Raw genomic sequence first — 24,994 nt, 5'->3', positions numbered from 1 at the left:
TCACTCCGGCGAGGATGGCCACGGTAGGTGACGACCGCGAAGGCAAATCACCCGATTTACGTCCATAGGATGATACTCAGGCGAGTGCCTGCCCCACGACTCCAGGCGAGTGCCTCCATCACGACTCCACGGCCCCGGCGGCCCTCAACCGGAGTCCCGCACCGCCTCGGAACCCGTACGCCGCCCGACCGCCGCCAGCACGAACGTCACGCTGATGAGCAGCGCCCAGGCTCCGAACTTCTGCACCCCCACCGGCTCCCAGCCGTGCTCCTGATACGGATACCGCCACGCACCGGCCAAGGTCGCCAGATTCTCCGCCACCCACAGGAAGAACCCGATCAGCACGAACGACAGCGCCAACGGCATCCGCCGGCGTACGCCGCGCACCGTGAACCGCACCGACGTCCCCAGCGTGACGGCCACGAGCAGGCCCGCCAGCACCCAGCGCAGGTCGGGCAGCCAGTGGTGGCTGAAGAAGTTGACGTAGACGGCCGCGGCGACCAGGGCCGTCGCACGCGGCCGGTAGCGTACGAGGCCGAGGTCGAACAGATGCCAGGCGCGGCAGACGTAGCTGCCCACCGCCGCGTACAGGAACCCGCCGTACAACGGGACACCGGCGAACTTCAGCACGGCCGGCTCCGGGTAGCTCCAGGAGCCCAGCGACACCTTCACCAACTCGAAGGCCAGGCCGATGACGTGGCAGACGGCGATGACGGCGACGTCCCGCCCGCTCTCCCAGCCGCGTGCCCAGAACACCAGGGTGAGCAGCACGCCGTAGACGACCAGGAGGTCGTAGCGTGCCAGGGGCAGATCGGGCAGCAGCGCCGAGACGGCCACGCCGGACAGCAGGGCGAGGGCGAAGGCGCAGGCCTGCGCCTGGGTCCAGGCGAAGGCGACCAGCTGACGAACCGGTGCGGCCCCGGGGCCGGCGATGCTTGCGGGGATCATGGTGCCCAGTAGGACGGCCCCTCGCGGCTACCGGTTGCAGGAGACGTCCCGGTCGGATGCCCTGCCGTCCGTGTACTCCCGTGCCTGCGCCACGGCCTGCCGCAGCAGCAGGGAGAGCCGCCGCTCGGCGTCCGGTGCGGCGCACAGCACCCGCAGAGCCGCTTCGAGGTGCCGTCGCCCCGGCCCGCGCCACCACAGCAGATCGGCGACCCGGGACGCCGCACCACCCGTGGGCGCGTGGGCCAGTCTCCGCGCCCGCCGCCGGCACACGCGGCGGTACCGCGCCAGGGGCCGCGACGCGGGCTTCACCCGACGCGCGGCGTCCACGACCGTGCCGACGAGCAGCGGCGCGTAGTCCCGGCCCGGGGGGTGGGCGTCGGCGAGGTCGGCGGCCAGCGGCCACAGCGCGCGTCGGGCGTCGTCGCCGACACCGTCGTTGACCACCCGGGCCAGGGCCGCGAGCGCCGGATGCGTCCCGGCCGGGCTGTCGGTGAAACGACCGGAGGCCAGCAGGGCTGCGGCCTCCATCAGGCAGGCGCCGTCGTCCGGGTGCAGATGCGCGAACCGTGCGGGCGAGGGAAGACCGTCCGGAACCCCGGCGGGGGCTCCCGGGGGCCACCGGCGGTCAGGACGAGCGTTCATGGGCGGCCTCCGGCTGTGCTCACAGACCGGTGACGGCGTGCAGGAACAGGTAGAGCGCCGCCGCCGGGATCCCCGCGCCGGGAAAGGTGAGGATCCAGGCGGTACCGATCGAACGGGCCACCTGCCAGCGTACGGCGGAGAAACGCCGGGTGGCACCGGCGCCGAGGATCGCCGCGGTGATCGTCTGCGTGGTGGAGATCGGCGCCTTCACCAGGAACGCGGTCGTGTACAGGACGGTCGCGGCGGCCGTCTCGGCGGCGAACCCGCGCGGCGGATCGAGGTGCACGATGCGCCGCCCGAGGGTGGTGATGATGCGGCGCCCGCCCGTGTACGTACCGGCGGCCATGGCGAGCGCCACGGCCGCGATCACCCACACCGGCACCGAGAAGCCGTCCTGCCAGCCGGCCGTGACCAGCGCCAGCACGATGACACCCATGGTCTTCTGCGCGTCCTGCAACCCGTGCCCCAGCCCCATGGCGGCGGCGGAGACGGTCTGCGCCATGCGGAAGCGCCCCATGGTGCGGTGGGGTTGCGCATGGCGGAACGCCCACAGGATGCCCGTGTGCAGCAGGTACCCGAGCACCACGCCGACCAGTGGGGACAGCAGCATCGGCAGGACGACCTTGTCCAGGATGCCCGACCAGTGCACCGTGGCGGACGCGGCGAGCGCGGCACCGACCAGCCCGCCGATCAGAGCGTGCGAGGACGAGGTGGGCAGCCCCCGCCACCAGGTGAAGACGTTCCATCCGATGGCGCCGAGGAGCGCGCACAGGACGAGCAGCAGACCCGAGGTCGCCTCGGGCGCCCCGATGATGCCGCTGCCGACGGTCTCGGCGACCCCGGTTCCCAGGAAGGCCCCGCAGAAGTTCATCACCGCGGCCATGGCCAGGGCCACGCGGGGCGTCAGGGCCCTGGTGGAGATGGAGGTGGCGATCGCGTTCGCGGCGTCGTGGAAGCCGTTGGTGAAGTCGAACGTCAGCCCCACGATGATGATCAGCACCACGAGAGTGAGCTCCATGCCCGATCACCTTCCGACGCCCGGCCGCACGGTTCCATCGTGCGCTTCCCGGGCGCACCGGGCCGGGTGACTACGCCAGGTGAGGCAGGCCGAGCGGGGGAGGCCGAAGGAGACCAATGCCCGGCTTTACGGTGTCCTGATGCGATCTGTACCTACCTGGGCGCTGGTGTCATCCGGGTGTGCACCCGTCTTCCTGATCATGGGCTGGCTGGTCGCGGCATCGTTGCAGGGCCCCCCGTACGACCCCGCCGCCCAGACGATCAGCGTCCTCGCGGCTCCCGGTAACCAGGGGTCCTGGGTGATGACGGCGGCCTTCGTCGCCCTGGGGTTCTGTCATCTGCTGACGGCCTGGGGTCTGCGCCCGGCCGCGACCGCGGGGCGGGTGGCCCTGGCGGCCGGGGGAGTGGCGGCGCTGGCGGTTGCCGTGTTCCCGGCACCGAGCAGCGGCGGTTCGCTGAGCCATGGTTCGGTGGCCGCGGTGGGCTTCGCCGTCCTGGCGGCGTGGCCCGTGCTGGCGGCCCGGGCCGGTACGGCCGTGCCGTGGGCGCTGCGTCCCCTCCCGTCCCTGGGGGCGACGGCCGTCATGGCGGTCGGTGCGGCCTGGTTCCTGGTCGAGCTGCACCTCCACGGCGTGGCCGGCGTGGCCGAGCGCGCCGTGACGACTCTCCAGTCGTTCTGGCCGTTCGTCGTCGTCCTCTCCTGCCTGCGCGGACCGCTGCGCGAAGGTGCTCCGAACTGACCCGAGGCTGCACGTCTGTTGACAGGTACGGACCAAGGGCGGGACATTGAGAGCGCTCTCACACCAGCCAACCGTCGAACGGAGGCAGAGCGTGCTGCGAACTCTCAGGAACCGGGCCACGGCCGCGGGGCTGTCCCTGGCCGCGGTCCTCGCCGGCTCACTGCTGGCGACCGGAACGGGAGCGCCGGCCCATGCCGCCGTCCCGGCGACCATCCCGCTGAAGATCACCAACAACTCGGCCCGCGGTGAGCAGCTGTACATCTACAACCTGGGCACGGAACTCTCGACCGGCCGGCAGGGCTGGGCCGACGCGAGCGGCACCTTCCACCCCTGGCCCGCCGGCGGCAACCCGCCTTCTCCCGCCCCCGACGCCTCGATAGCGGGCCCGGCGTCAGGGCAGTCGGCCACGATCCGCATGCCCAAGTTCTCCGGCCGCGTCTACTTCTCGTACGGCCAGAAGCTGGTCTTCAAGCTCACCACCGGCGGCCTGGTCCAGCCCGCCGTGCAGAACCCGACCGACCCCAACCGCAACATCCTGTTCAACTGGTCCGAGTACACGCTCAACGACTCGGGCCTGTGGATCAACAGCACCCAGGTCGACATGTTCTCCGCTCCGTACGCGGTGGGAGTGCAGCGGGCCGACGGCAGCACCGCGAGCACGGGCCGGCTCAAGCCCGGCGGGTACAACGGCTTCTTCAACGCCCTGCGGGGCCAGCCCGGAGGCTGGGCCAACCTGATCCAGACGCGTCCCGACGGCACCGTCCTGCGCGCGCTCTCGCCGCTGTACGGCGTGGAGACCGGTGCCCTTCCGGCCACCGTCATGGACGACTACATCAACCGCGTCTGGCAGAAGTACACCAGCGCGACCTTGACGGTTTCCCCATTCGCCGACCAGCCCGGCACCAAGTACTACGGCCGGGTCTCCGGTGGCGTCATGAACTTCACCAACGGCTCCGGAGCGGTCGTCACGAGCTTCCAGAAGCCGGACGCCTCTTCCGTCTTCGGCTGTCACCGCAGGCTCGACGCCCCGAACGACCAGGTGCGCGGCCCGATCTCGCGCACGCTGTGTGCGGGCTTCAACCGCTCGACCCTGCTGGTCAACCCCAACCAGCCCGATGCCGGCGCCACCGACTTCTACAAGGACAACGTCACCAACCACTACGCGCGCAAGATCCACGCCCAGATGGCCGACGGAAAGGCGTACGCCTTCGCCTTCGACGACGTCGGCCACCACGAGTCGCTCGTCCACGACGGCAACCCGCGCCAGGCCTATCTGACGCTCGAACCCCTCAACTGACCTGTCCCTCCTGAGGCCGCCGGTGCCACGAACTCTGCGTGGCAGCGGCGGCTTTCCGTACGGGCCCCGCCGCAACGGCCACAACAGGCAGGTGGTGACGCAAAGTTGGCCCTTCATCAGTTCTGAAAATCAATTACAACTTTGCCATCTCTTGGTGTAGTTGGGTCGCCAATTACGTGAGCCTCGTTGGCATCACACAGCGACCACAGTCCCGTCCGGAACAACGGCAATTGTGGCCACTTTCCCCCCACGCACATGCGAGGCAACAACGATGACGAGGAACGACGCCCTGCGGTACGGAAGCCGCACGCTCGCGCTGACGGCGACCGCGCTCGGGGTGATCGCGACGGCAGTGCCCGCCGCGGCCGAGGAACAACCCACCGCGGAGCAGATCATGGCCGACTGCGCCTCCGGAGCGGGCAAGTGCAGCTTCAACGACCCCCAACTCGGCAAGGCCTACCTCGGTGAGCCCCGCCAGGTCTCCGAACTGCTCTTCAACTGCACCGACTCGGCCGCCTCCCAGTCGATGTCCTGGGCCGACACGGTGGGCTCCTCCCACTCGGTCGGAGGCTCCGTCACGGTGGGCGGCGGCATCGAAGGCATCATCACGGCGAGTGTGACCGCGACCTACAACTACACCTGGCAGAGCTCGCACACGGAGACGAGTTCCTTCACGGTGACCGTGAAGCCGGGAGAGGTGGGCTGGATCTCCCGTGCCCAGGTGATGCGGCAGATATCCGGCACGTGGCAGACCCACTACGACGACCCCAAGTGGGGGCACTACTACTGGTTCGTGCCCGACACCGTCACCGGCCCGGCCCCGAACGGCACGGACGGCAAGCACAGCGCCGTCGTGGTCAAGTCCCGCAAGATGACGGCCGACGAGAAGAAGCTGTGCGCCGACGGCTCCACCCGGAACAAGGTCTTCACCCGCAGCCACTGATCCGGTCCGCCCCCTCGGCAGGCCTCGTGGCGGCGCTCCTCGCCGCGGAGACCTGCCACGGGCGGGTGGTGCCTGCCCGGCGCACGCCGATCGGCCCCGCCGGACGGTTCTCGCCCGGCGGGGCCGACGGCCGGACCGGACGGGACCGGAGGCCTGCCCGCGGCGTCGTCACCTGCTCGCGGCGGCGACCGTGGCGGGGTCGACGCCGGTCAACTCGACGATGCGGTGCGGTGCCACACCGGCGGCCAGTGCCTTTCCGATCAGGCCGTCCCGCCCGTCCGCGCAGTCACGGTAGGCGAGCAGTTCCTGCTCGACCCGGGCCAGCGGCTGCGGGACCATCTCGTGGCGCAGGCGGCTCAGCTCCTCCTCGCTCAGCGGGACGGGCAGCCGCTCGGCCTCCTCCGGCACGGCCGCCGTCTCCTCCGGCGGCAGCAGGCGCAGATGGGGCGAGGTCGGCGTGCTTCCCTGGGCCTCGAGCCAGGCACGGACCGCGGGAGTGTCCATGCAGGCGAGTTCACCGACGGCGGCCGGCGCCACCCCGAGCTGCGTGGACGCGTCGTCAAGCAGGAACAGATAGGCGTCGTCGGTCATCCTCGGCTCCTTCTCCAAAGGCGTGCTGAACGACATCCCATTACCCCGCCGCGCCCGTCTTACCGGGACCACCAGGCACTCAATCGGGTGAGACGGCATGGCGCCGGGTCTCGGCGATGTGGAGGTCGATGTGCGAGGCCAGGGTGAGCGCGTCCTGGGGCTCGTCGGCCCGGAAGGACACGCGCCGCAGCAGGATCACGTCGTCGAGGGCGATGCCTTCGCGGGCGAGGACGAAGAGCAGGGTGAGGAAGGCGCAGCGGGCGTTGCCGTCGTCGAAGGGATGGAAGAAACAGACGTCGAGGTGGGCGCGTGCGGCGCGAGCGGTCAGGGGGAGGGGCGGCTCGGCCTCGTGCGCGCTCTCGGCCAGGCAGGCATCCAGGCGGCCCTGGAGGCCGGGGGTGATGCCGTAGCGTTCCCGCCCGCCCTTCGCGAAGGCGGGCAGGGTGCGCAGTGGCGGGAGCTGTGGAGTGCCCAGGACGTGCTGCTGCCAGCGGCGCAGCAGCCCGACGTCGAGGCGGGCGCCGCGCGCGGCGTCGGATCGCATCAGCTCCAGGGCGGCGAGCAGGCCTTCGGCCCGGGCCGGGTCCAGGGCGCCGTCGAAGCCGCGGATGTCCTCGGCCGCGCCGTCGCGACGCGGGATCGCCGGTCCGTGCGGGCCGCTGTCCCGGGCCTGCTGCCACGGCACACTTCGCCGCACCGACAGCCAGCGTTCGAGGTGGTCCGGCAGCGGTTCGGCGGACCGAGCACGGTCGGACGGCCGTAGCGACCGCGCGAGCTGCTCCGCGACGTCGTCGACCAGTGCGGAGTCGGGGCCGGTCCAGCTCTCGAACCGCCCGCCGATCGCATGGTCGACCAGCTCCTGCGCGACGTCGGGCGCGACGTCCCAGCGGTCGAGGAACCAGGTGAGTACCTGCCCGCAGTGCCCGTGCCAGCCGCTGCCGCAGCCGGTGCGGTCGGTCACCTGGAGGATCAGATTGCGGGCCGCGCGCTCCCACAGGAGCCGGTCGTCCTCGACGGTGCCGAGGTTCAGCGGGTACGCCTCGATCCATCCGGCGAGGCTCTCGAGCCACGCGCGCCATTCACACAGCGCCGCGACCACGCGGGGGAGTGTCTCCTCGGGGGTGGTGATCGAGTCACGCGGGCAGCACCAGTGCCCGACCGGCCCGCCGTCGAAGTCCCCTTCGTCGTGCGACCAGCGCCAGCCCGTCGCCCAGCGGCCGTAGTGCTCCACCAGGGCTTGCGACATGGCATCGGCCCACAGCTCGGCCTCGTCCCGGCTCCAGGCCGTCATCGCGGGGTCGGCGAAGGGGACGTCCGGCCGACGCGGCACACCCTGGGCCGGACCGAGGGAGTACACGACCTGCGCTGCCGAGGCGGCGTCGAAGGGGCGGCGTGCGGGGTCTACGTCGTCCCAGGTCAGGAATCCAGGTGCCAGTGCAGGTATCGCCACGCGGGCAGCTTGCCACACCGGTCCCGGACCCGATCAAGTCGATTACAGCCGGGCCGCGCTCGTCTGCTGCGACGCCGGCTGGTGACGCCGCACCGCTCAGCACCCGGATCCGGCTGCCTCCCACCCCGCTGTCCCGTCCTCCAGTGCGGCCCCCCAGGGCTGAGGGCCACTGCCGTCCGTCCACGCCTCCAGGCCCTCCCGGTTCACGCACACGATCCCGCACTGCTCGGCGTACTCCAGCGCCGGCGCCGTGAAGTCGCTCGTGGTGACCAGCACGGCCAGATCGGCCTCGTGCACGCTGAAGCACGTGCCGCCGAAGCGCTGCAGATCCTGCGAGCCGACGCGGTTCGACTCGCCGTACTGCTTGCACTGGATGACGGCCCGGCGCCCGTCGGGTGTCACAGCCATGACATCAGCGCCCAAGTCCCCGGCACCTCCGACGACTTCGACCTCCGTGCAGCCGTCGCGTTCACACAGCCCGGCGATCGCCTCCTCGAACCCCTCCGGCGTCAGGGCGTCGTAGTCGACGGCGACGGCGGCGACGGCGATGGGGGTGGTGGGGGCTGTGGCGGTGGCGGAGACGGGTGCGGGCACGGACTCAGCGGGGTCCGGGGCGTCCAGTACCTCGGCTGCTTCCCTGGCCGCCTCGTCCAGGGCGGCCGCCGCCCGACGCGCCACACCCGCCAGACGCCACCGGCGCCGTAGGCCGAGGCAGCCGGCGACGGCTATCGCGACCAGCACGAACACCCAGGCGGGGCGCCGCTCCACGGCACCCGCCGCCACCCGGGCGGCCAGTCCCAGGGCACACACGACCACGGCGAGAAACACGAAGAACAAGGCCGTCGACCGAAGATCGAATCCGTAGCGGCTCCGGTTCACGAACGGCGTACGACGCACAGGCACTGTCACGACATCCCCCCTCATGGGACCCCTCAGGGGGCCAACAGCAAGATCACCCCCAGCGTCTTCCCAAGATCACCGGCTTCACCACCAAGCCCCCTGTGCGAAGCCCCACTTGTGGATGCGGACCTGGCCGAGAGGGGGCGGGGAAGGGGCGTCGAAGGCAAGCGGCCCGCCGAAGCGGCGGGCTAGAGTGACGTCCATGGCAAACGAGCGTTCGGCCGGTCCGGCGGGCTTCAGGTAGTCCGCCAGGAGATACCTGGCGGTGGCTGCGAACGGAGTCCCGTGTCCCGCACCGCCCACCACCTGTCCCCCTCACCGAGCCGAAGCACTCGCGACGTCCCGTCAGGAGCCCCTTGGCGTTCGGTGATCCTCTACGACCTGAGGTACAGCGCACGCAGCCTCACCGACGCCACGCGAGCGTCCCGAAGGCCGCAACCCCGGTCGATCCGCCGCACGGTGAAGGTCTACTCGTTCGCCCGACGCGGCCGGGACCGTTCCATCACCGCATGGTCGGCGCTGGAGGAACGCCGGGAGCGGCAGCGGCTGCGAGCCCGAGTGGAAACACTGCTGGGCCTGGTGCACACGGGCCTCGACGCACACGCACTCGACGCCGTGGACTCGGTGGACATTCCGCCGGCGCGCCACAGGCACAACGCGCTCTGGCAGGCATAGCCCGCCACCGCGGCCGCGGTGACGACGCCCGCACGCGTGGTCGCGCAGGAAGGCAGCGATGCCGTCGCGGGAGGGGTGGTCCGGCAAGGGAGCCGGCTTGTCCTGGAGGACCGAGGTGACAACGGCGGCGGCAGGTTCGGTGTTGCTGTAACGGTGACCCGATCCGTCCGCTCCTAGTGGCGATCGACCGCTCCGTGACGCAACGGACGTCGGCCGGCTCGTACCGGGACCGACTTGAGGAAGGGTCTGCGTACCACGCGCGGCTACGGGCCGGAGATCCGCGGACCGATCGCGGCCCTGCTCCGCGTCGGCCGCCCCGGGCATGCTCACCCGGCGACGGTGTCGGCATGACGGTGGGCCACCCGCCACGCGCCGTCCTCGCGGCGGTACACCTGGGTGGCCCGCAACGTGTAGGTGCGTGGTTGCCCGTCGACGGAGGCGGAGGTGTGCTCCAGGCCGGCCGTGTAGGCCATGTCTCCCGAGACGTCGCACGCCAGCAGTTCGAAGACGTAGGACGTGCAGTCGGAGAAACTCCCCTCCAGCGTGGCGAAGAGACGGTCCAGCTCCTCCTGCCCCCGGGCGTTGCGCCACGCTCCGAGGACGCTCACGGGCTCGTTGCGCGACCAGAGCGCGCGGCGGGGAGCCGCGTCACCGTTGTGCAGCGCAAGCTCAGCCTCGTACAGGGCGGTCTTGACCCACCCCAGGAATTCGTCATGGTCGGTCATGCCTTCATCTTCGGCCGGGACACACGCGATGCCCGCGATTTCGGGCGGCGGCGCGCGGTGACTCCACGGACCGCGCTGTCAGTGGTGGCTGAGAGGCTGAACGGATGAACGGCGACGAGCAGCTGCTGCGCGGCCGGGTCTACGGCCACGACCACGACGACCCCGACCCGGGCCCCCGTCCCGGACGCACCTATGCCCAGCTCATCGGCGGGCCGCTGGACGGGCTGCTGCTGGACGTCACGGGCTGGACGCCGGACGAGCTCGGCACGGGGGCCGCCCTCCCCACCGAACTCGGAAGGTTCCCCGGCGGTCGCGCGCTGTACGACCCCGCCCCCGAAGCCCCGCGCGCACCCGGCCCTGGGGTGACGTGCAGCTTCCACTACCGCGGCGATGCTCCTTGACCGGTGACGAGGGTGGAGGAGACGTGGGCCAGGGCGGGGTCCGCAGGGATGAAGAACGTCTCGACTCCGGCCAGTTCGTGGTTCATGCGCGCCATCGGCATCTCGTAGTCCAGGTCGGCAACGCCACGTACGCCGCGGACGACGACGCCGATCCCGGCACGGCGGCAGTAGTCGACCAGCAGACCGCCGGTGTAGGAGTCGACCGTGACGTTGCTCAGGCCGTCCGCCACCGCGCGGAGCCGGTCGAGCCGCTCGGCGACGGGGAAGCGGCCGGACTTGCTCGGGTTGAGCATGACGCAGACCACGACCTCGTCGAACAAGGCGGCGGCGCGGCGGAGTACGTCCTGATGCCCTGGAGTGACCGGGTCGAAGGATCCTGGGAAGAGGGCTCGCATGACCGGAGAAGATAACAGGGCCGGAACAGCGGTCGGTCGCCCCACGCTCAGGAGTACGCGGGCCACCCGCGTACCCGTCAGCTGCCGGTCAGAGCGCGGTCGAGGAGCGGGAGCAGCCGGTCCCCGTGGCGTTGCAGCCCGGCGGGGTCGAAGGCGTCGGTGTCGGACATGGTGAAGCCATGGACGGTGCCGGGGTAGATCTCGGAGGTGTGGTCGATACCCGCGGCGTCCAGCGCCTCGTTGAGCTCACCGAGAGCCTCGGGCGTCAGGTCGGACGCGGCGTGCCCGAGATGCACCTCCGCGGAGCGCCCGTCGAGGTGGGGGGCGAGCGGCTGGTGCCGTGGGGGGAGGCAGGACCACCCCGAACGCGCCCGTGTCGCACGGCCTTTTCCTCCGAGCCGGACTCGACGCCGCCCTCGGGAGCGTGCGTGTAAAACCGGGCTGATAGACGGCGCGGATCGGGGTACCTGCGTCGGCATGGCTTCGGAAACTGATCACGCTGAGTCCGTACGAGCCCTGCGGCAGCTGCGCCGGATGCGCACCTTCTACGCCGGGGGAGCGGTTCTGTGGGCCGCTTCGGCCGGGTCGGCGGGGTGGGCCGACCCGGGAAGCAGGCAGATGTGGGTGTCGGTGGTGTTCCTGGTGGTGTTCGCCTCCCTGCTGGCCATGACGGCCCTGTGGCTGAGGCGCGGGCAGGCCGACCGGCCCGCCGAGCCCGTCCACCATGCCGCCCCCCGCAGGACGGCCTGGCGACGCCACGCCAACGCCTGAGCGGGGGCGCCCCCCCGGAGGGAGGGCTCAGTGCAGCCTGGGGCGGTAGATGAGTTCCTGGATGTGACCGTCGAGCGTCCGGGCCTCGATCAGCTCCAAGTCGAAGTCTGCCGCACCCCGGAAGACCGGGTCCAGGCCGGTCCGGCCGGTGATGACCGGAAAGAGCGTCACCTGCAAGCGGTCGACCAGACCGGCGGCCATCAACGCCCGGTTCATCGACAGGCTGCCGTGTGAACGCAACGGCACGTCGGACTCCTCCTTGAGCCGGGCGACCACGTCGACCGCGTCACCGCTCACCACGGTGGCGTCCGGCCAGTCGAGGGGGCCTTCGAGCGTCCTCGACACCACCGTCGTCGGCAGGTTCCTCATCCGCGTCACCCACGGGTCACGCACGTCGGAGTCCTCCGTACTCGTGGCCAGCATCTGCGCGAAGGCCCGGTAGGTGTTCGCCCCGAAGACCATCCGTTGCTCCTCGCCGTACAGGGCGAGGCGGCGATCGAGCAGTTCGGGTCCTTGTTTGCCCCAATAGCCGGTCCAGTCGGCGCTTGCGGCGCCGTAGCCGTCGAGGCTGGAGAAGACGTCGAACGTGTAGGGGGCGGTCATGTCGTCCTCCTCGCGAGCGGCCGCTCGGGATGCGTACGGCCCGGTGATCATCTGTCCAGGTGCCTCTCGCCGACCGTCGCACTCACAGACCCGCCGCGCCCCGAAACTCGTCGCCATGACCATCACACGGGACCGCCGACCCCTCGAACGGCGGAAGGCACGCCGAACACCCGGCTGCCGGGCCGTGGGCGAAAAGGCCGCGCGGCCGTCTCCTGACCCGGGCATGATCTCCCCCGTGTACGGGGGCAGCGGACAGCGACGGTATGCCTTGACGGAGTCGGAGCACGGCCACGTCTGGGGCGTCTGCGACGAGGTGCAGGGACTGTTCCGGGAGCCCCGGCGTGCCGTCTACGAACTCTTCGACTGGGCGTCCGACGGCACCGATGTGCGTGGCTGGGTCGGCTGCCGGGTGTGGCTCGTTCCAGAGGACAGGACGCTCGACCCCTGGCTGCTGGAAGACGCGGAGAGTCTCGGGCGGCAGGGGCGATCGGGTGCCCTCGTCCTCACGGGCCTGGACGACTACATGGGCCCGCCCGAGGGGTACCGGCGTCCGGTACGCCTGCACGACGGGTACCGATGGCTGGGATCGTGTCGGGAGTTCGCCCGGGTCCTGCTCGACGAGCAGCCCGCTCCCTCGCTCGTCCTACGGGGCCTCGCCCCCAGCGACCGGCTGCGGCGTGCCCTGGCGACGGGCACCCGACGTGCGTTGGACCTGGACGAGGCCTGGCTGGAGATACGGGACGACCACGGCGCGCCGCTCACCGACCGGCTGCTGCGGCCCAAGGTCCGCGCGTGGCGCCCCTCCTCGCATGGACCGGCTCTGATCGACCTGGAGCTCCAGGACGAGGTCGAAAGGCCCGTGCCCGGATACGCCCGCCCCGTCTGGGACCGATGGCTCGCCGGTCCGCCGGAGACGGCCGGAGCGTGGACGGGACTGGACACCCGGCAGCGCGAAGCGTGGCTCGAACTGGTCCGCGAGCGGGGCTGCCGACTCGACCGCCGGAGCCGCCCGGCCGGAGGCGTGTACGAGCTGGAGGGCCGGCACATCACCGACGAGCCGGGCCTCTTCCTCGCACTCGGCGAAGCCGTCAACGGGCCGGGCGGCTACTTCGGCGGCTGCGTGGACGCACTCGCGGACTGCCTGCGCGGCGGCTTCGGCTACACAGCACCCGCAACCCTGCTCTGGCGGAACGCCGCCACGGCGCGAGACCATCTCTCCCACGTCCTGACAGCGAACGGCACGCACTACGACCTGGTCGCCCTGGCGCTGGAGGTCTTGGCCGAGGGCCGGATACGGGTCGTCTGCGAGTGAGTCTTGCGTATGCCATGCCCGCACTACGACAGCGAACCGGGGCGTCGTACCTCCTACCGAGGAGCCGTGGCCTCAGGGATGTCGGCCGGTGGCACGGGGCCGCCGAGCGGGCGGTGCCGTGCCGGTTGCTCCGTGGTTCGTCTGACACGCGGTAGGCGGTCACAGGTGCCGATCACCGTCACGCGGGTACACGCGCCGCATGTCCGAGGTGATCCAAGCAGGTGGTTGGGGGCTGCTGGCAGGAAGTGCGCTCCTGCTGGGAGCGGTGTTCGGCTACGGGATGCGCGTCTCGCAGAAGGTCATCGCGCTGGTGATGGCGTTCGGTGCCGGCGTGCTTCTCTCCGCCGTCTCCTTCGAACTGGTCGGCGAGGCATACGAACAGGGCGGGCTCGGACCGGCGGCTGTCGGGACACTGGCCGGAGCGGCTGCCTACACGGGAGGCAATCTCTGGCTCGCACGCCGGGGCGCTCGCCACCGCAAGCGATCCGGCTACCACAGCGAGCAGACGCAGCCGTCCGAGGAACAGCAGAGCGGCTCGGGCCTGGCCCTGGCGCTGGGCGCGCTGCTCGACGGTGTGCCCGAGTCGGCGGTGATCGGCGTCAGTCTGCTCGACGGTGGCGCGGTCAGCCTCGTGACCGTCGCTGCGGTGTTCATCAGCAACATCCCGGAGGGTCTGTCCAGTTCGGCCGGGATGAAGAAGTCCGGCCGCGGCAAGGGGTACGTCTTCGCCGTGTGGGGCGCCATCGCCGTCGCGAGCACCGTTTCCGCCGTCCTCGGGTACGCCGTCCTGGGTGGTTTCTCGCCCACCGTGATCGCGGGCGTGACGGCCGTGGCCGCCGGTGCGATCCTCGCCATGATCGCCGACACCATGATCCCGGAGGCCTTCCAGGAAGCGCACCTGGCGATCGGACTCGTCACGGTCAGCGGCTTCCTGGTCTCCTTCGCGCTGTCCCACGCCTGACCCCGCATCCCAGGGGTTGTCCCCTCGGTGACCGGCCTGTGCGGGACTGTTCCTGCCCGCCCCTCCCCGCCACCATGGGTGGCACGCACGCGAGCCGGGGGAGGACGCGGCATGACGACGCGTACGGAATCACAGGCCGCTTCACCGGGGCGGCGGCCGGAGCTGGACGCGATACGCATGCTGGTGGTGATCGGGCTGATCTTCTTCCACTCGGCACTGGTGTTCGCGACGGAGGGCGACTTCTACGTCACGAACTCCGAGACCACGGAAGTCGTCACCGTCATCGCCGGGTTCGGGGTGGTCTGGGCGATGCCGCTCCTGTTCCAGATCTCCGGCCTGGGCGCCCGGCATTCGCTCCAGCGCCGTGGTGAAGGCCGTTTCGTCACGGAGCGCCTGCTGCGACTGGGCGTTCCCCTGCTCGTCGCGACCGTCCTCCTGAACCCGCTGCCGCAGTGGCTCCGGCAACGCGCGTCCGACCCCGGCTACGACGAGTCGTACCTCGCGTTCCTGCCCCGCTTCTTCGATGTGCACGTGGAGTTGGACGAGTTCCCCTTCCTGGTGCAAGGGCGGTACTTCGAGACCGGTCACCTGTGGTTCGTCGTGCTGCTGCTGACGTTCTCCCTCATGCTGGTCTGCCTCCACCGGTGGCTGCCGCACGCGCCTGCCCGACGTGCCATGGACCGTATGGCGGAGGCGGTGTCCTTGTGGCGAGGCCTCGTGCTGCTTCCTGCCCTCGCCTTCGCCGCCCTCTGCGCCTTCGCCGGCATGGAGGAGGACTACGCGGGCTGGCACCGGTGGTCGTACCTGCTCTTCTTCGCCGCCGGTTTCGTCCTGGCCACCGACACGCGCTGGCGCACCGCCATGCGGCGTGATGCGCGTACGGCGGCCTGCCTCGGCGTGCTGTTGTTCGTCTCGGCGGCCCCCGGTTTAACCACCGTCGACGACCCCTTCACACAGACGACCCCCCTGGCCGTCGCATCACGCGCCCTGTTCGGGGCGGCCGGATGGTGCCTGGTCGTCGCCATCCCCGGCCTCCTCGACCGCCCAGGACGCCGACCGCCACAGGAGCCCCGGATGCCACCGGAAAGGGCCTCGCGTCGACGCGCCTACGGCTATCTCGCCGCCGCGGTCCTGCCGCTGTACGTCCTCCACCAGCCGATCGTCGTCGCCGTCGCCTATGCCGTGGTGCGCTGGTCGGCGCCGATCGCGGTCGAGTACCTGGTGCTGGTGACGATCTCCCTCACCCTGACCCTGACCGCATACGAACTGCTGGTGCGCCGGACACGCCTGACGCGCTTCCTGTTCGGCATGCGGGCCTGACGCCCGCCGCCTGACGCCCGATCCGACCTCGGCTCAGCAGCGTCGTCCGTTCGCCGTCCGGGTCTCCAAGGCGTGCAGGACGGCCACCATGTCGCGCTCCCCGTGGCCCTGTTGGACGGTCTCGTCGTAGAGCGCGTGGCACACGTCGAGGAGCGGAGACGTCAGGCCTGCCCCGCGGGCGGCCTCGGCGATCAGACGGTTGTTCTTCAGGACGTCCACGGCGGCGGCCTGGACGGAGAAGTCACGCTCCAGCAGTTTCGGCGCCTTGCCCCGGGACACGGCACTGGCCATGGGGCCGGCATCCAGGACGTCCCGGAGGAGGCGCTGGTCGAGACCGTGCCGCTCCGCGAAGTGGAACGCCTCGGCGAGTCCCGTGACCAAGGTGATCAGGAACAGATTCACCGAGAACTTCATCAGCAGCGCACCCGGGACGGCCCCGCAGGCGAACGTCTCACGGCACATCGGCGCGCACAGGGGCCGTACGGCCGCCACCGCTTCCTCGTCGCCCGCCAGCATTCCCACCAGTTCGCCCCGCTCGGCAGGGACACGGCTGCCGGAGACCGGGGCCTCGACGTACCGCCCGCCCGCGGCCCGCACGTCCTCCTGGAGGTCGCGGGAGAAGCGGGCCGAGGTCGTGCCCATGTGCACGACGGTACGGCCGGCCACACGCTGGGCGAAGTCCGGTGTGCCGCGCCCCAGCACCGTGGCCACGGCCGCCTCGTCGGCCAGCATGAGGAACACGGTCGCCGCCCGGCGGAAGACCTCGGCGGCACTCACCGCCACCTCGGCGCCGGCGCCCCGCAGCACCTCGCAGCGCTGCGAGGTGCGGTTCCATACCACGAGAGGTGTCCCGGCCCTGGCGAGACGCAGGGCCATGGGCTGCCCCATGACCCCCAGACCGATGAAACCGACGTACATGACGCACCGCCTTCCCGGGCTCTGCGCGCAGGCCGAGCCGTCCTCGCCGCCGCCGAGCCGAGCTCACCACCCTCGACTATGACCGCGGTCATAGTAGCGGTGATTATGACCGCGGTCATAGACTGCGGACCCGGGCGCGAGGCGCGAGAACGGCGCGGGTGAACCCGGTGCACGCGGCGAGCGGGGATGGAGGTCGACGATGGCGAAGGCCGAACGGGGACCGCGCGAGCGGATGGTCTTCAGCGCGGCCCAGTTGATCCGCCGCGACGGAGTCCACTCCACCGGCATGCGCCAGGTCGCCGCCGACGCGGCGGCGCCACGCGGATCGCTCCAGCACTACTTTCCCGGCGGCAAGACGCAGTTGGTCGACGAGGCGGTGGGCTGGGCCGGGCGGTACGCGGCCCGCCGTGTTCCGCGCTTCCTGGCCGCGCTGCCCGAGCCGACGCCGAGCGGGCTCTTCGCCGAGATGGTGCGTCAGTGGACCGACGAGTACGAGGCCGCCGGCTTCGCGGGCGGATGCCCGGTGGCCGCCGCCACGGTGGAGTGCGCGGAGTCGGTCCCCTCCACACGGACCGCCGCGTCCGGGGCCTTCACGACGTGGACCGGCGCGGTCGCCGAGGCCCTGACCGGGATGGGCGTCCCCGAGGAACGGGCCGGTGCACTGGCCACGCTCATGATCAGCAGTCTGGAGGGAGCGATCCTGCTCGCGCGCGCCGAGCAGGACGTCCGGTCCCTGAGAACCGTGGCCCGGGAACTGGGCCCTCTGCTCGACGCGGCCGCGAGGCAGGAGAATCCCTGACGAAGCCGGGGCCGACCCTGGCGGGCCCCGGCCCGACTGCCATCCGTGGCCCCGCGTCACCCTGCCCTGCGTCACCCGACCCGGTTACCACCCCTGTCCCTGCGTCACTCGGCCCGGTGACGCCCGCTCCGCTTACCACCCCAGTCCTTGCGTCACTCGGCCCGGTGACGCTCGCTCCGCTTGCCACCCCAGTCCTTGCGTCACTCGGCCCGGCGACGCTCGCTCCGCTTGCCACCCCAGTCCTTGCGTCACTCGGCCCTGCGACGCCCGCTCCGCTTACCACCCAAGTCCCTGCGTCGCCCGGCCCGGCGACGCCCCGCCCCCTGCGATCGTCGCTGATCCTGCTTCACCCGGCTCCGACCGCCCCCGTTCCACCCAGGCGGCGTGTGACCATGCCCGTCACCGCCAGGAGCAGCACCGCCGCCGCGATGACGAGCAGCGCGCGCCCGGTGCCCAGCGGCACCAGCAACAGCGTGCCGAGCACCCCGCCGCTGAAGATGCCCCCCGCGGTCGCCGTCCAGCGCATCCTGGCCAGCCGCTGCTTCGCCGTCATCCCGCGCAGCGCCGCCCGGGGGTGTCTCAGCACGTCGTTGATGAGTTCGGCGATGGCCGTCTGGCTCAACAGCGTCGGCATGCCCGGCACATGCACCCGCAGCACGGTGGAGGCACGTACTCCCATGGCCAGCGCGACGAGTGCCACGACCCCGTGGTCGTCGGCGGCGGGGACGGCCCCCGTGCCGTTGCGTGCCAGGGCCAGCGCCCCGGCGGACACCAGCAGGACGGCCTCGCAGAGGAGCCCGACCGGGAACCACGGCCCTCTTCGATCCGCGAGGTGCTGCAGTACGAGGCCTGCGACGGCCGCTCCGGCCATGAACGCGACGATCGCGGTTGCGGGCCGTGCCACGGGGACATCGCCCTCCCCGGCGAGCGCGAAGGAAAGGAAGAGCACGTTGCCGGTCGCCAGCGCGCAGAACACCTTGCCCATCGTCAGAAAGCTCACGGCGTCGACGGCACCCGCCAGCACGGTGAGCACGGTCATGACGGCCACCCGCCGGGCATCGGTCGCGAGGACCGGGGACGCATCGGACATGCGCCCAGTGTGATCAGCACCCGCGGCCGGCGACCGGACCACGGCCGGGACACGCGACCGAAGGCTGCGTGCGGGCTATCACGGCCGACGCGAGGCGGCCGAGGACGCTGCCTTCCGCAGCGGCGCCCCGGCGGTTAGGGTTCGGGCGCAGCGAGACACCCACGAGGAGCTGAGACATGGTCGGTCGCCCGAGCGCGCGTTGACGCCGTAGGCCGTACGACCGGCCTGTCATCGCGTGCTGCCCGTGAGGTTGCGGCACGAGCCTTCTCCTGCCCGGACAGCCGACGCACGGCCCACGTGCTCGGCGACGGGTCTCGTTGTCGGCAACCCCAAGGGACACCCGTGCCGTCCGCTTCCTCTCCTTCCTCTCCTCCCTCTCCCTCCTCCGCTTCGTCCGCCGGATCCGGTTCCGCTCGGCCCGCTCCGCCCGGTCTGTGGCAGGACGCCGACTTCCGCAGACTCTGGTGCGGTCAGACAGCGTCGCAACTCGGTGAACACGCAACTCTGGTCATCCTGCCGCTCCTTGCCGTCCTGCCGCTCGACGCCGACGCCGGCCGACTCGGCGTCCTGCGCGCGGTGGGGCAGGCGCCCGTCCTGCTGCTGTCGCTGTTCGTCGGTGCGTGGGTCGACCGTTGGCGTACCCGCACGACGATGGTGCTCTCGGACCTCGGCCGGGCCCTGGCTCTCGGCGCGGTCGCCGTCGCCTGTCTCGTCGGCGGGCTCGGCATGCCCGGACTGCTGGCGCTCGCCGTCACCGTCGGCGTCCTGTCGGTGTTCTTCGACGTCGCGTACCAGGCGTCTCTCGTGCGGCTGGTGGAGCGTGAGCAACTGGTGCGGGGCAACAGCGCGCTCGAGGGCAGCCGGTCCGCCGCGCAGATCGGCGGTCCCGCACTCGGCGGTGCACTGGTGTCCCTGTTCTCGGCGCCCGTCGCCGCCGCCTCCGGGGCGCTGTTCTTCGCGTTGTCGTTCCTGTCGATCCGGCGCATCCGACGCGACGAGCCGACGTCGGCAGGCCGGGAGGAGAAGCCCGCACGGGTCGGGCGGCGGATCCACGAGGGGCTGCGTTTCGTCGTCCGGGACACGTTGCTCCGGTCCGTCTGTCTGGCCTCGGCCGCGTTCCAGTTCTCGTTCGCGGCCATGATGACCGTCTACCTCCTGTTCCTGCCACGGGAGCTGCATCTGTCGGGCACGGTCGTCGGACTGGCGCTCGCGGCGACGGGACCGGGCGCGCTCCTCGGCTCGCTGCTGGCCGCCCGCCTGCCGTCCCGGTTCGGACACGGCACGGTGCTCGTGGGCGCGGCCGCACTCGGCGACGGCGCGTTCCTGCTGGTCGTCCCGCTGGACGGCGCCCGCGCGGTCACGGTTCCCGTGCTCCTCGGAGTGGGCTTCCTGTTCGGGTGCGGCGGCCAGTTGGTGAATGTCACGGTCATGGCCGTCCGGCAGGCCGCCACCCCCGACGGGATGCGGGCCGCGTGGCGGCGACGATCACGTGTGCCGGCATGGGGCTGACCCCGCTCGGCTCCCTGACCGGCGGATTCCTCGCGGGGGAGTGGGGGCTGCGCACCGGGCTGCTGGTGACCGCCGCGGGCATGCTGCTGTCCCCGGCGGTGATGGCCCTGTCTCCGCTCGCCCGCCTGGGACGGCGGCTCCCGGCCCCGCCCGACGGTCCGCGGGCGGCCGCCCACCACGACGCCCCGGCGACGCCCCCGCGCCGGCCCCTCGACACTCACCCGCCTCACCGACCTGGAAGGACGAACCCCCGCGAACCGTGATCTCCTCGGTCGGAGCCGGACCTGTGGAAGGCTGGAGGTGTACGGACCGACCTGCGAGCCGGACCCGGTGCGAATCCCGTGCTGGTCTCCGGGCCGTGAGATTCGAGCGGGGCGCGACGCCCTCCCGGCGCGTCCCCTGGCTGTTCGCAGGTCGTGTACCGCATCGTGAACGGGTTGCTGACCTGCAAGGAGGCCGCCGCGGACGTCTGCTCGGGCAGACGGGTGCGCCGGTGAGGTCGACAGGCCTGAGGGGCGAATGTGATGAGCCGAGCGAATCAGCTTTCCGAGCAGGCGGGAGACCCCGAGGGCTCGGCTTCCGGCCCGAGCGCGCTGATGGACGTGCTGGGTGTCGCCGCGGTCCTGGTGGAGGCCGACGGCCGGATCGACATGTGGAGCCCGCAGGCCGAGGCACTGTTGGGGTACACCGGTGACGAGGCGGTCGGGCAGTACGCGGCCGAACTGCTCCTCCATCCGGAACACCGGCAGGCCGGGATGAAACTGTTCGCCGAGGTCATGGAAACCGGCCAGGGCTGGGCCGGATCGTTTCCCGTCCGGCACAAGGACGGCAGCACCCGCATCGTCGAGTTCCGCAACATGCGCCTGACCGACAGCCTCGGCGACCACTACGCCCTCGGGCTGGCCACCGACCGGGCCACGGTGCAACAGATGGAGCGCGAGGTGGCCCTCTCCAGCCAGCTCGTCACCCAGGCACCGATCGGACTGTCCGTCCTGGACACCGCATTGCGGTACGTGGCGGTCAACGGCGCCCTCGCTTCGATGCACGGAGTCCCCGAGGCCGACCACCTGGGCCGCCACTTCCGGGAGATCCTGCCCGGCGCGCCGTTCGAGACCGCGGAGAACCAGATGCGGGAGGTCCTGGAGACCGGGCGGCCCGTGGTGGACGAGCAGGTGGTGGGCCGGACCCGCGCCGACCCGGACCGCGACCACGCCTGGGCCCTGTCGCTCTACCGCCTGGAGGACCAGGTCGGGCACGTGCTGGGGATCGCCAACGTGGTGGTGGACGTCACCGACCGGTACGAGGCCGCCAGGCAGGCCGACCGGGCCCAGCAGCGTCTGCGTCTGATGGCCGACGGCTCGGCACGCATCGGGACCACCCTGGAGGTGGAGCGCACCGCTCAGGAGCTGGCGGACGTCCTGGTGCCCGACCTGGCCGACATGATCGCGGTGGACATCCTGGACTCCGTGCTGCGGACGGGCCGCCCGGATCACGGAGTGGGCCCGGCGCTGTTCCGGGCGCTGGCGGTGAAGACCGCCTACCCCACCGGGGCGTCCGAGGCGATCATCGCGCCGGGACACCTGACGACCTACCACGCGGACCATCCGGCAGCCCACTGCCTGCGCACCCGCAAACCACTGCTGATCACGCACCTCGACAAGAGTGAACTCATCCGTATCGCAGCCGACGACGCCGCTGCCGGGCTGCTCGCGCAGGCCGGTGTCCACACCGACATGGCCGTCCCCCTCATCGCCCGCGGAGAGATCATCGGCGTGATGGGGCTGGCCCGTGCGCGCAATCCGCAGCCCTTCGACGAGGACGACCTCACCCTGGCCTGCGAGCTGGCCTCGTCCGCCGCGCTGAGCATCGACAACGCCGTCCTGCACCAGCACATCCGCACCGCGGCCGAGACCCTGCAGCGCAGCCTGCTGCCCCGGCCCTCGCCCCGCCGCCCCGGTCTGGAGATCGCCGCCCGGTACCGGCCCGCGGTGGCCTTCAGCGAGGTCGGCGGCGACTGGTACGACATCGTCCCCCTCAGCGGGGACCGCACCGCCCTCGCCGTGGGCGACGTCATGGGCAGCGGGATCCCGGCCGCCACCGCCATGGGCCGCCTGCGCACCGCGACCTCCACCCTCGCCGACCTCGATCTCGCCCCGAGCCGCATCCTCACCCACCTCGACAAGATCACACAGGGCCTCGACCCCTATATCGCCACGTGTGTGTACGCGGTGCACGACCCGCACGCGGGCCGCTTGCAGGTCGCCTGCGCAGGCCATCTCCCGCCGGTCCTGGTGCGGGCCGGCCGGGCCCCCGAACTGCTCGACCTGCCCACCGGCACCCCGCTGGGAGTCGGCAGCGGTCACTTCGAGACCTCCGCCGTCGCCATGAACCCCGGCGATCAACTCGTCCTGTACACGGACGGACTGGTCGAGACCCGGGACGACCCCATCGACGAGCGTCTGGAGGAGCTCCTGCGGCTGCTCTCCCCGCCGTGCGACTCGGCGGAGGAGACCTGCGACCGGCTGCTCCGGGAGCTCCGGGGACCCGCCGACCACGACGACGTCGCGCTGCTCATCGCCCGCGCACGACCACTGACCTCGCCCTGAGAACGGCACCGATCCCCGTCCCCGGTGCCCGTGGTGGACCGCGCAATCGGTGGTGTGTGCGAAGCGGTCTCCGGTGTTATTCAATGAGATGTGCGGTCAGGGATCTCGGGGCCCAACCGCACGGGTCCGCCAACGGCCCCGGCACCGTGCCGGGGATTGCTGAGAGAGCCGCATGGACTCCACACCCTCGCCCCCGCCCTCGTCCTCCTCGGCGTTCGAACTGGTCAGCCGCGCCCTGGGGCGCTACATCCCGCAAGGCGGCGCGTCACCGGCCGACGCGCCGCGTGAACGCGCCCCGCGCGAACGGGTCCCCGACGATCCGGCGGCCGGTGGGCAGGAGCAGATCCTCGGCGCCCTCAACCTGGACCGGGATCTGGTCATCACCCGCTGCAACCTCGACGCCCCCGTGTTCGCGGGGCTGGAGGCCCGGGCCGGCAGGCCCTTCGTCGACCTCCTGCCTCCCGGGGACGTACCCACGGTCACCCGCCGCCTGCGGCAGGTCGTGGAGAGCGGCGAGGCGCACGTCGCCCGGATCCAGCGGCTCAGGCGCGCCGACGGGTCCGAACTGGTCGTGTCGATGAGCATCCTGCCCGCCGCGTCACCCGAGGAGGACCTGACCGTCTCCGTGATCGCCATGGCACGGAGACTGCACCTCTACGCCGCCGAGACCGCCATCGGCACCTCGCTGGACATCGGCGAGACCGCGCAGTCGTTGGCGGAGTCGTTGCTGGCCTGGGGAGACGTCGCCGCCGTCGACCTCGACTTCGCCGTGTGGACGGGCGAGGGGGTGACCGGCAAGACCCAGGGGCGCATCCACCTGCGGCGGGCGGCGCTGGTCCCGGACCGGGTGTGGCCCGAGGGCTACCTCACCCCGGGCGACGACCTGCCCGGCGACGCGAGCCGACTGCTGGCGCAGGCGGTCCTGCGCGACGACTCCCCGCAGACCATCGTCATCCCCGACCGGCAGGCGGTCGAACGGGTCTTCGGCAACCCCCGGGTGGTGCGTGCCCTGGTGCCCAGTGGCCGGTCGGCGGGCGTGGCGTGCATCCCCCTGGTCCTGGACGGCGTGCCGCCCGTCGTCCTGGGCGTCGCGGAGGTGTGGCGGCGGGCGGACTACCCCTTCCGCGACAGCGAGCTGTTCGACCTTCAGGAACTGGTGGCCAGAACCGCCCACCACGTGGACCTGGCCCGTCAGCACCAGCGCGAGCACACCCAGGTGCTGGCCCTGCAACGCCGGCTCCTGCCCCGCACCGGCGGCGACACCATCGACATCGCCAGCATCTACCAGCCCGCCACACCCGACAGCGCCGGCGTCGGCGGTGACTGGGTGAACAGTTTCCCCCTGCCCGACGGCCGTACCGCGCTGGTGGTCGGCGACGTCGTCGGCCACGGCCTGGGAGCGGCGGCGACCATGGGCCAGCTGAGCATGGAGGCCCGCGCTCTGCTGTCCGCGGGACTCGCGCCCGACCAGGTCCTGGAGCACCTGGACGAGACCGTGACGCTGCTGGACGACGCGGAGTCCGGGCTGGCCGCCGGCTACAGCGCCCTGGGCTCGACCTGCTGCATCGCCCTGTACGACCCGGTGGGCCACCATGTGACGCTGTCGAGCGCCGGTCACCTGCCCCCGATCCTGGTCTCCCCGGACGGGTATGCGGGGCCGCTCTCAATCCGCCCCCACCCGGGTCTGGGCGCCGAGTTCGCGCTGCGGGAGCCGTTCGACGTGTACACCATCGGCGTGCCCCCGGGCTCGGTGTTCGCCCTGTACACCGACGGCCTGGTGGAGGATCCCGCCCTCTCGATCGACGAGGGAATCGACCGGCTGGCGGAGATCGTGTCCAGGGTGCACCCCTGGGACGCCCTGCAGCAGACGGCACGGGACGTCGTCTCCGCCCTGGCGCCCGCCCCCCAGCGCGACGACGTGACCCTGCTGCTCGCGCGGATGATCGGCTACCGCAAGGGCGACACGGCCACCTGGCGGCTGCCCGCACGCAGCGACGCCCCCGCCCGGGCCCGCGAGCAGGTCGCGGAGCGGCTGAGGCAGTGGGACACCAGGGACGACACCCGGGAGAAGGCCACGCTGCTGGTCAGCGAGCTGGTCACGAACGCGGTGCGCTTCGCCACCGGCCCCATCACCGTACGGCTGATCAGGGCCGGTCACGGCCTGCTGTGCGAGGTGGGCGACACCGGCAACGGCAGGCCCCGCCTGAGGCGCGGCGACCTGCTCGACAACGGCGGTCGTGGCCTGGGCGTCGTGCACCGTCTCACCACCCGGTGGGGGGTGCGGTGGACCGACACCGGGAAGGTGGTCTGGGCGGAGATCGCGAAGTGAAGCGGCGCACCCGTCTCCCGCACAGCCGCCGCGGAGCCAGACCGGTCTCCTC

General features: G+C 71.6%; 23 protein-coding genes and 2 pseudogenes. 13 read left to right on the top strand and 12 right to left on the bottom strand.

From position 1 onward, the window contains the following. Positions 1-144: 144 nt before the first annotated feature. From ACFZDI_RS12545 to ACFZDI_RS12535, 3 genes are read right to left on the bottom strand one after another with little or no spacing between them, the layout of a single operon-like run. Entirely contained in the window at positions 145-948 is an 804-nt protein-coding gene (locus ACFZDI_RS12545) for a DUF817 family protein (RefSeq protein ID WP_391249971.1), read from the bottom strand. Positions 949-975: 27 nt separating this feature from the next. After that, positions 976-1,590, bottom strand: coding sequence for a hypothetical protein (locus ACFZDI_RS12540; RefSeq protein WP_391249969.1), 615 nt, complete (start codon positions 1,588-1,590; stop codon positions 976-978). Between the two features lie 19 nt (positions 1,591-1,609). Continuing rightward, entirely contained in the window at positions 1,610-2,608 is a 999-nt protein-coding gene (locus ACFZDI_RS12535; RefSeq protein WP_391249967.1) for an inorganic phosphate transporter, read from the bottom strand. 139 nt (positions 2,609-2,747) lie between these two features. Between ACFZDI_RS12535 and ACFZDI_RS12530 the strand changes: the two genes are divergently transcribed. The 3 genes from ACFZDI_RS12530 (at position 2,748) to ACFZDI_RS12520 (ending at position 5,587) form a co-directional block, all read left to right on the top strand. After that, positions 2,748-3,347, top strand: a complete 600-nt coding sequence (locus ACFZDI_RS12530) for a DUF998 domain-containing protein (protein ID WP_391249965.1) — start codon at positions 2,748-2,750, stop codon at positions 3,345-3,347. A 91-nt stretch (positions 3,348-3,438) separates the two neighbouring features. Next, complete coding sequence (locus tag ACFZDI_RS12525) at positions 3,439-4,644, top strand: beta-1,3-glucanase family protein (RefSeq protein ID WP_391249963.1); 1,206 nt, start codon at positions 3,439-3,441, stop codon at positions 4,642-4,644. A 271-nt stretch (positions 4,645-4,915) separates the two neighbouring features. Then, positions 4,916-5,587 carry a hypothetical protein gene (locus ACFZDI_RS12520; protein ID WP_391249961.1) on the top strand — a complete coding sequence of 224 codons (672 nt, stop codon included), beginning with the start codon at positions 4,916-4,918 and terminating at the stop codon, positions 5,585-5,587. Between the two features lie 168 nt (positions 5,588-5,755). On the opposite strand, the gene ACFZDI_RS12515 is transcribed toward ACFZDI_RS12520, so the two are convergent. The 3 genes from ACFZDI_RS12515 to ACFZDI_RS12505 form a co-directional block, all read right to left on the bottom strand. After that, on the bottom strand, positions 5,756-6,178 hold the full coding sequence (locus ACFZDI_RS12515) for a DUF6003 family protein (protein ID WP_391249959.1): 423 nt from the start codon (positions 6,176-6,178) through the stop codon (positions 5,756-5,758). A gap of 79 nt (positions 6,179-6,257) precedes the next feature. Beyond that, positions 6,258-7,628 (bottom strand): Fic family protein, encoded by a 1,371-nt coding sequence (locus tag ACFZDI_RS12510; RefSeq protein WP_391249957.1) that lies wholly within the window; start codon positions 7,626-7,628, stop codon positions 6,258-6,260. Between the two features lie 96 nt (positions 7,629-7,724). Further along, positions 7,725-8,537 (bottom strand): restriction endonuclease, encoded by an 813-nt coding sequence (locus tag ACFZDI_RS12505; protein WP_391249955.1) that lies wholly within the window; start codon positions 8,535-8,537, stop codon positions 7,725-7,727. A 357-nt stretch (positions 8,538-8,894) separates the two neighbouring features. Here ACFZDI_RS12505 and ACFZDI_RS12500 point away from each other — a divergent pair, with 357 nt between their 5' ends. Then, positions 8,895-9,203 carry a hypothetical protein gene (locus tag ACFZDI_RS12500; protein ID WP_391249953.1) on the top strand — a complete coding sequence of 103 codons (309 nt, stop codon included), beginning with the start codon at positions 8,895-8,897 and terminating at the stop codon, positions 9,201-9,203. 326 nt (positions 9,204-9,529) lie between these two features. On the opposite strand, the gene ACFZDI_RS12495 is transcribed toward ACFZDI_RS12500, so the two are convergent. After that, the gene (locus tag ACFZDI_RS12495) at positions 9,530-9,928 is read right to left on the bottom strand and encodes a nuclear transport factor 2 family protein (RefSeq protein WP_391249951.1); all 399 of its coding nucleotides are present in this window, start codon (positions 9,926-9,928) and stop codon (positions 9,530-9,532) included. Positions 9,929-10,032: 104 nt separating this feature from the next. Between ACFZDI_RS12495 and ACFZDI_RS12490 the strand changes: the two genes are divergently transcribed. After that, a complete protein-coding gene (locus ACFZDI_RS12490) occupies positions 10,033-10,329 on the top strand; it encodes a hypothetical protein (RefSeq protein ID WP_391249949.1) in 297 nt (98 codons plus the stop codon). On the opposite strand, the gene coaD is transcribed toward ACFZDI_RS12490, so the two are convergent. Continuing rightward, the gene (gene coaD / locus ACFZDI_RS12485) at positions 10,308-10,724 is read right to left on the bottom strand and encodes a pantetheine-phosphate adenylyltransferase (protein ID WP_391249947.1); all 417 of its coding nucleotides are present in this window, start codon (positions 10,722-10,724) and stop codon (positions 10,308-10,310) included. The two genes, ACFZDI_RS12490 and coaD, sit on opposite strands and share 22 nt — an antisense overlap. 77 nt (positions 10,725-10,801) lie before the next feature. Next, positions 10,802-11,029 (bottom strand): annotated as a pseudogene (locus ACFZDI_RS12480) (dienelactone hydrolase family protein); the annotation flags it as partial. 172 nt (positions 11,030-11,201) lie between these two features. On the opposite strand from ACFZDI_RS12480, the gene ACFZDI_RS12475 reads away from it, so the two are divergent. Then, a complete protein-coding gene (locus tag ACFZDI_RS12475) occupies positions 11,202-11,495 on the top strand; it encodes a hypothetical protein (protein ID WP_234848622.1) in 294 nt (97 codons plus the stop codon). Between the two features lie 27 nt (positions 11,496-11,522). Here ACFZDI_RS12475 and ACFZDI_RS12470 read toward each other — a convergent pair whose 3' ends face one another. After that, entirely contained in the window at positions 11,523-12,098 is a 576-nt protein-coding gene (locus tag ACFZDI_RS12470; RefSeq protein ID WP_391249944.1) for a dihydrofolate reductase family protein, read from the bottom strand. Positions 12,099-12,321: 223 nt separating this feature from the next. On the opposite strand from ACFZDI_RS12470, the gene ACFZDI_RS12465 reads away from it, so the two are divergent. The 3 genes from ACFZDI_RS12465 (at position 12,322) to ACFZDI_RS12455 (ending at position 15,691) form a co-directional block, all read left to right on the top strand. Continuing rightward, the gene (locus ACFZDI_RS12465; protein ID WP_391249942.1) at positions 12,322-13,410 is read left to right on the top strand and encodes a barstar family protein; all 1,089 of its coding nucleotides are present in this window, start codon (positions 12,322-12,324) and stop codon (positions 13,408-13,410) included. Between the two features lie 199 nt (positions 13,411-13,609). After that, positions 13,610-14,371, top strand: coding sequence for a ZIP family zinc transporter (locus ACFZDI_RS12460; RefSeq protein ID WP_361122247.1), 762 nt, complete (start codon positions 13,610-13,612; stop codon positions 14,369-14,371). A gap of 111 nt (positions 14,372-14,482) precedes the next feature. Then, on the top strand, positions 14,483-15,691 hold the full coding sequence (locus ACFZDI_RS12455) for an acyltransferase family protein (RefSeq protein WP_391249939.1): 1,209 nt from the start codon (positions 14,483-14,485) through the stop codon (positions 15,689-15,691). A 33-nt stretch (positions 15,692-15,724) separates the two neighbouring features. Here ACFZDI_RS12455 and ACFZDI_RS12450 read toward each other — a convergent pair whose 3' ends face one another. Then, positions 15,725-16,609: an NAD(P)-binding domain-containing protein gene (locus tag ACFZDI_RS12450; RefSeq protein ID WP_391249937.1), complete on the bottom strand. Its 885-nt coding sequence runs from the start codon at positions 16,607-16,609 to the stop codon at positions 15,725-15,727. A 199-nt stretch (positions 16,610-16,808) separates the two neighbouring features. Between ACFZDI_RS12450 and ACFZDI_RS12445 the strand changes: the two genes are divergently transcribed. After that, positions 16,809-17,408: a TetR family transcriptional regulator C-terminal domain-containing protein gene (locus ACFZDI_RS12445; protein ID WP_391249935.1), complete on the top strand. Its 600-nt coding sequence runs from the start codon at positions 16,809-16,811 to the stop codon at positions 17,406-17,408. Between the two features lie 346 nt (positions 17,409-17,754). Here ACFZDI_RS12445 and ACFZDI_RS12440 read toward each other — a convergent pair whose 3' ends face one another. After that, positions 17,755-18,498, bottom strand: a complete 744-nt coding sequence (locus tag ACFZDI_RS12440; protein WP_391249933.1) for a DUF1275 family protein — start codon at positions 18,496-18,498, stop codon at positions 17,755-17,757. 342 nt (positions 18,499-18,840) lie between these two features. Here ACFZDI_RS12440 and ACFZDI_RS12435 point away from each other — a divergent pair. The 3 genes and pseudogenes from ACFZDI_RS12435 to ACFZDI_RS12425 form a co-directional block, all read left to right on the top strand. Further along, a pseudogene (locus ACFZDI_RS12435) lies at positions 18,841-20,156 on the top strand (MFS transporter); the annotation flags it as partial. A gap of 375 nt (positions 20,157-20,531) precedes the next feature. Beyond that, entirely contained in the window at positions 20,532-22,613 is a 2,082-nt protein-coding gene (locus ACFZDI_RS12430; RefSeq protein ID WP_391249931.1) for a SpoIIE family protein phosphatase, read from the top strand. Between the two features lie 172 nt (positions 22,614-22,785). Continuing rightward, positions 22,786-24,942, top strand: a complete 2,157-nt coding sequence (locus ACFZDI_RS12425; protein ID WP_391249929.1) for a SpoIIE family protein phosphatase — start codon at positions 22,786-22,788, stop codon at positions 24,940-24,942. Positions 24,943-24,994: the final 52 nt, after the last annotated feature.

Source organism: Streptomyces sp. NPDC007907, from assembly GCF_042959365.1.
Classification (GTDB): Bacteria; Actinomycetota; Actinomycetes; order Streptomycetales; family Streptomycetaceae; genus Streptomyces; species Streptomyces indiaensis.
The sequence above is the reverse complement of the archived record's forward strand: the minus strand, read 5'-3'. Positions and strand labels throughout refer to the sequence as shown.

Coding starts and splice junctions, on each gene's coding strand:
- ACFZDI_RS12430 (WP_391249931.1), top strand. CDS start 20,532: ATGAGCCGAGCGAATCAGCTTTCCGAGCAGGCGGGAGACCCCGAGGGC.
- ACFZDI_RS12490 (WP_391249949.1), top strand. CDS start 10,033: ATGAACGGCGACGAGCAGCTGCTGCGCGGCCGGGTCTACGGCCACGAC.
- ACFZDI_RS12530 (WP_391249965.1), top strand. CDS start 2,748: ATGCGATCTGTACCTACCTGGGCGCTGGTGTCATCCGGGTGTGCACCC.
- ACFZDI_RS12425 (WP_391249929.1), top strand. CDS start 22,786: ATGGACTCCACACCCTCGCCCCCGCCCTCGTCCTCCTCGGCGTTCGAA.
- ACFZDI_RS12460 (WP_361122247.1), top strand. CDS start 13,610: ATGTCCGAGGTGATCCAAGCAGGTGGTTGGGGGCTGCTGGCAGGAAGT.
- ACFZDI_RS12455 (WP_391249939.1), top strand. CDS start 14,483: ATGACGACGCGTACGGAATCACAGGCCGCTTCACCGGGGCGGCGGCCG.
- ACFZDI_RS12440 (WP_391249933.1), bottom strand. CDS start 18,498: ATGTCCGATGCGTCCCCGGTCCTCGCGACCGATGCCCGGCGGGTGGCC.
- coaD (WP_391249947.1), bottom strand. CDS start 10,724: ATGCGAGCCCTCTTCCCAGGATCCTTCGACCCGGTCACTCCAGGGCAT.
- ACFZDI_RS12470 (WP_391249944.1), bottom strand. CDS start 12,098: ATGACCGCCCCCTACACGTTCGACGTCTTCTCCAGCCTCGACGGCTAC.
- ACFZDI_RS12465 (WP_391249942.1), top strand. CDS start 12,322: ATGATCTCCCCCGTGTACGGGGGCAGCGGACAGCGACGGTATGCCTTG.
- ACFZDI_RS12540 (WP_391249969.1), bottom strand. CDS start 1,590: ATGAACGCTCGTCCTGACCGCCGGTGGCCCCCGGGAGCCCCCGCCGGG.
- ACFZDI_RS12495 (WP_391249951.1), bottom strand. CDS start 9,928: ATGACCGACCATGACGAATTCCTGGGGTGGGTCAAGACCGCCCTGTAC.
- ACFZDI_RS12475 (WP_234848622.1), top strand. CDS start 11,202: ATGGCTTCGGAAACTGATCACGCTGAGTCCGTACGAGCCCTGCGGCAG.
- ACFZDI_RS12445 (WP_391249935.1), top strand. CDS start 16,809: ATGGCGAAGGCCGAACGGGGACCGCGCGAGCGGATGGTCTTCAGCGCG.
- ACFZDI_RS12545 (WP_391249971.1), bottom strand. CDS start 948: ATGATCCCCGCAAGCATCGCCGGCCCCGGGGCCGCACCGGTTCGTCAG.
- ACFZDI_RS12515 (WP_391249959.1), bottom strand. CDS start 6,178: ATGACCGACGACGCCTATCTGTTCCTGCTTGACGACGCGTCCACGCAG.
- ACFZDI_RS12450 (WP_391249937.1), bottom strand. CDS start 16,609: ATGTACGTCGGTTTCATCGGTCTGGGGGTCATGGGGCAGCCCATGGCC.
- ACFZDI_RS12520 (WP_391249961.1), top strand. CDS start 4,916: ATGACGAGGAACGACGCCCTGCGGTACGGAAGCCGCACGCTCGCGCTG.
- ACFZDI_RS12535 (WP_391249967.1), bottom strand. CDS start 2,608: ATGGAGCTCACTCTCGTGGTGCTGATCATCATCGTGGGGCTGACGTTC.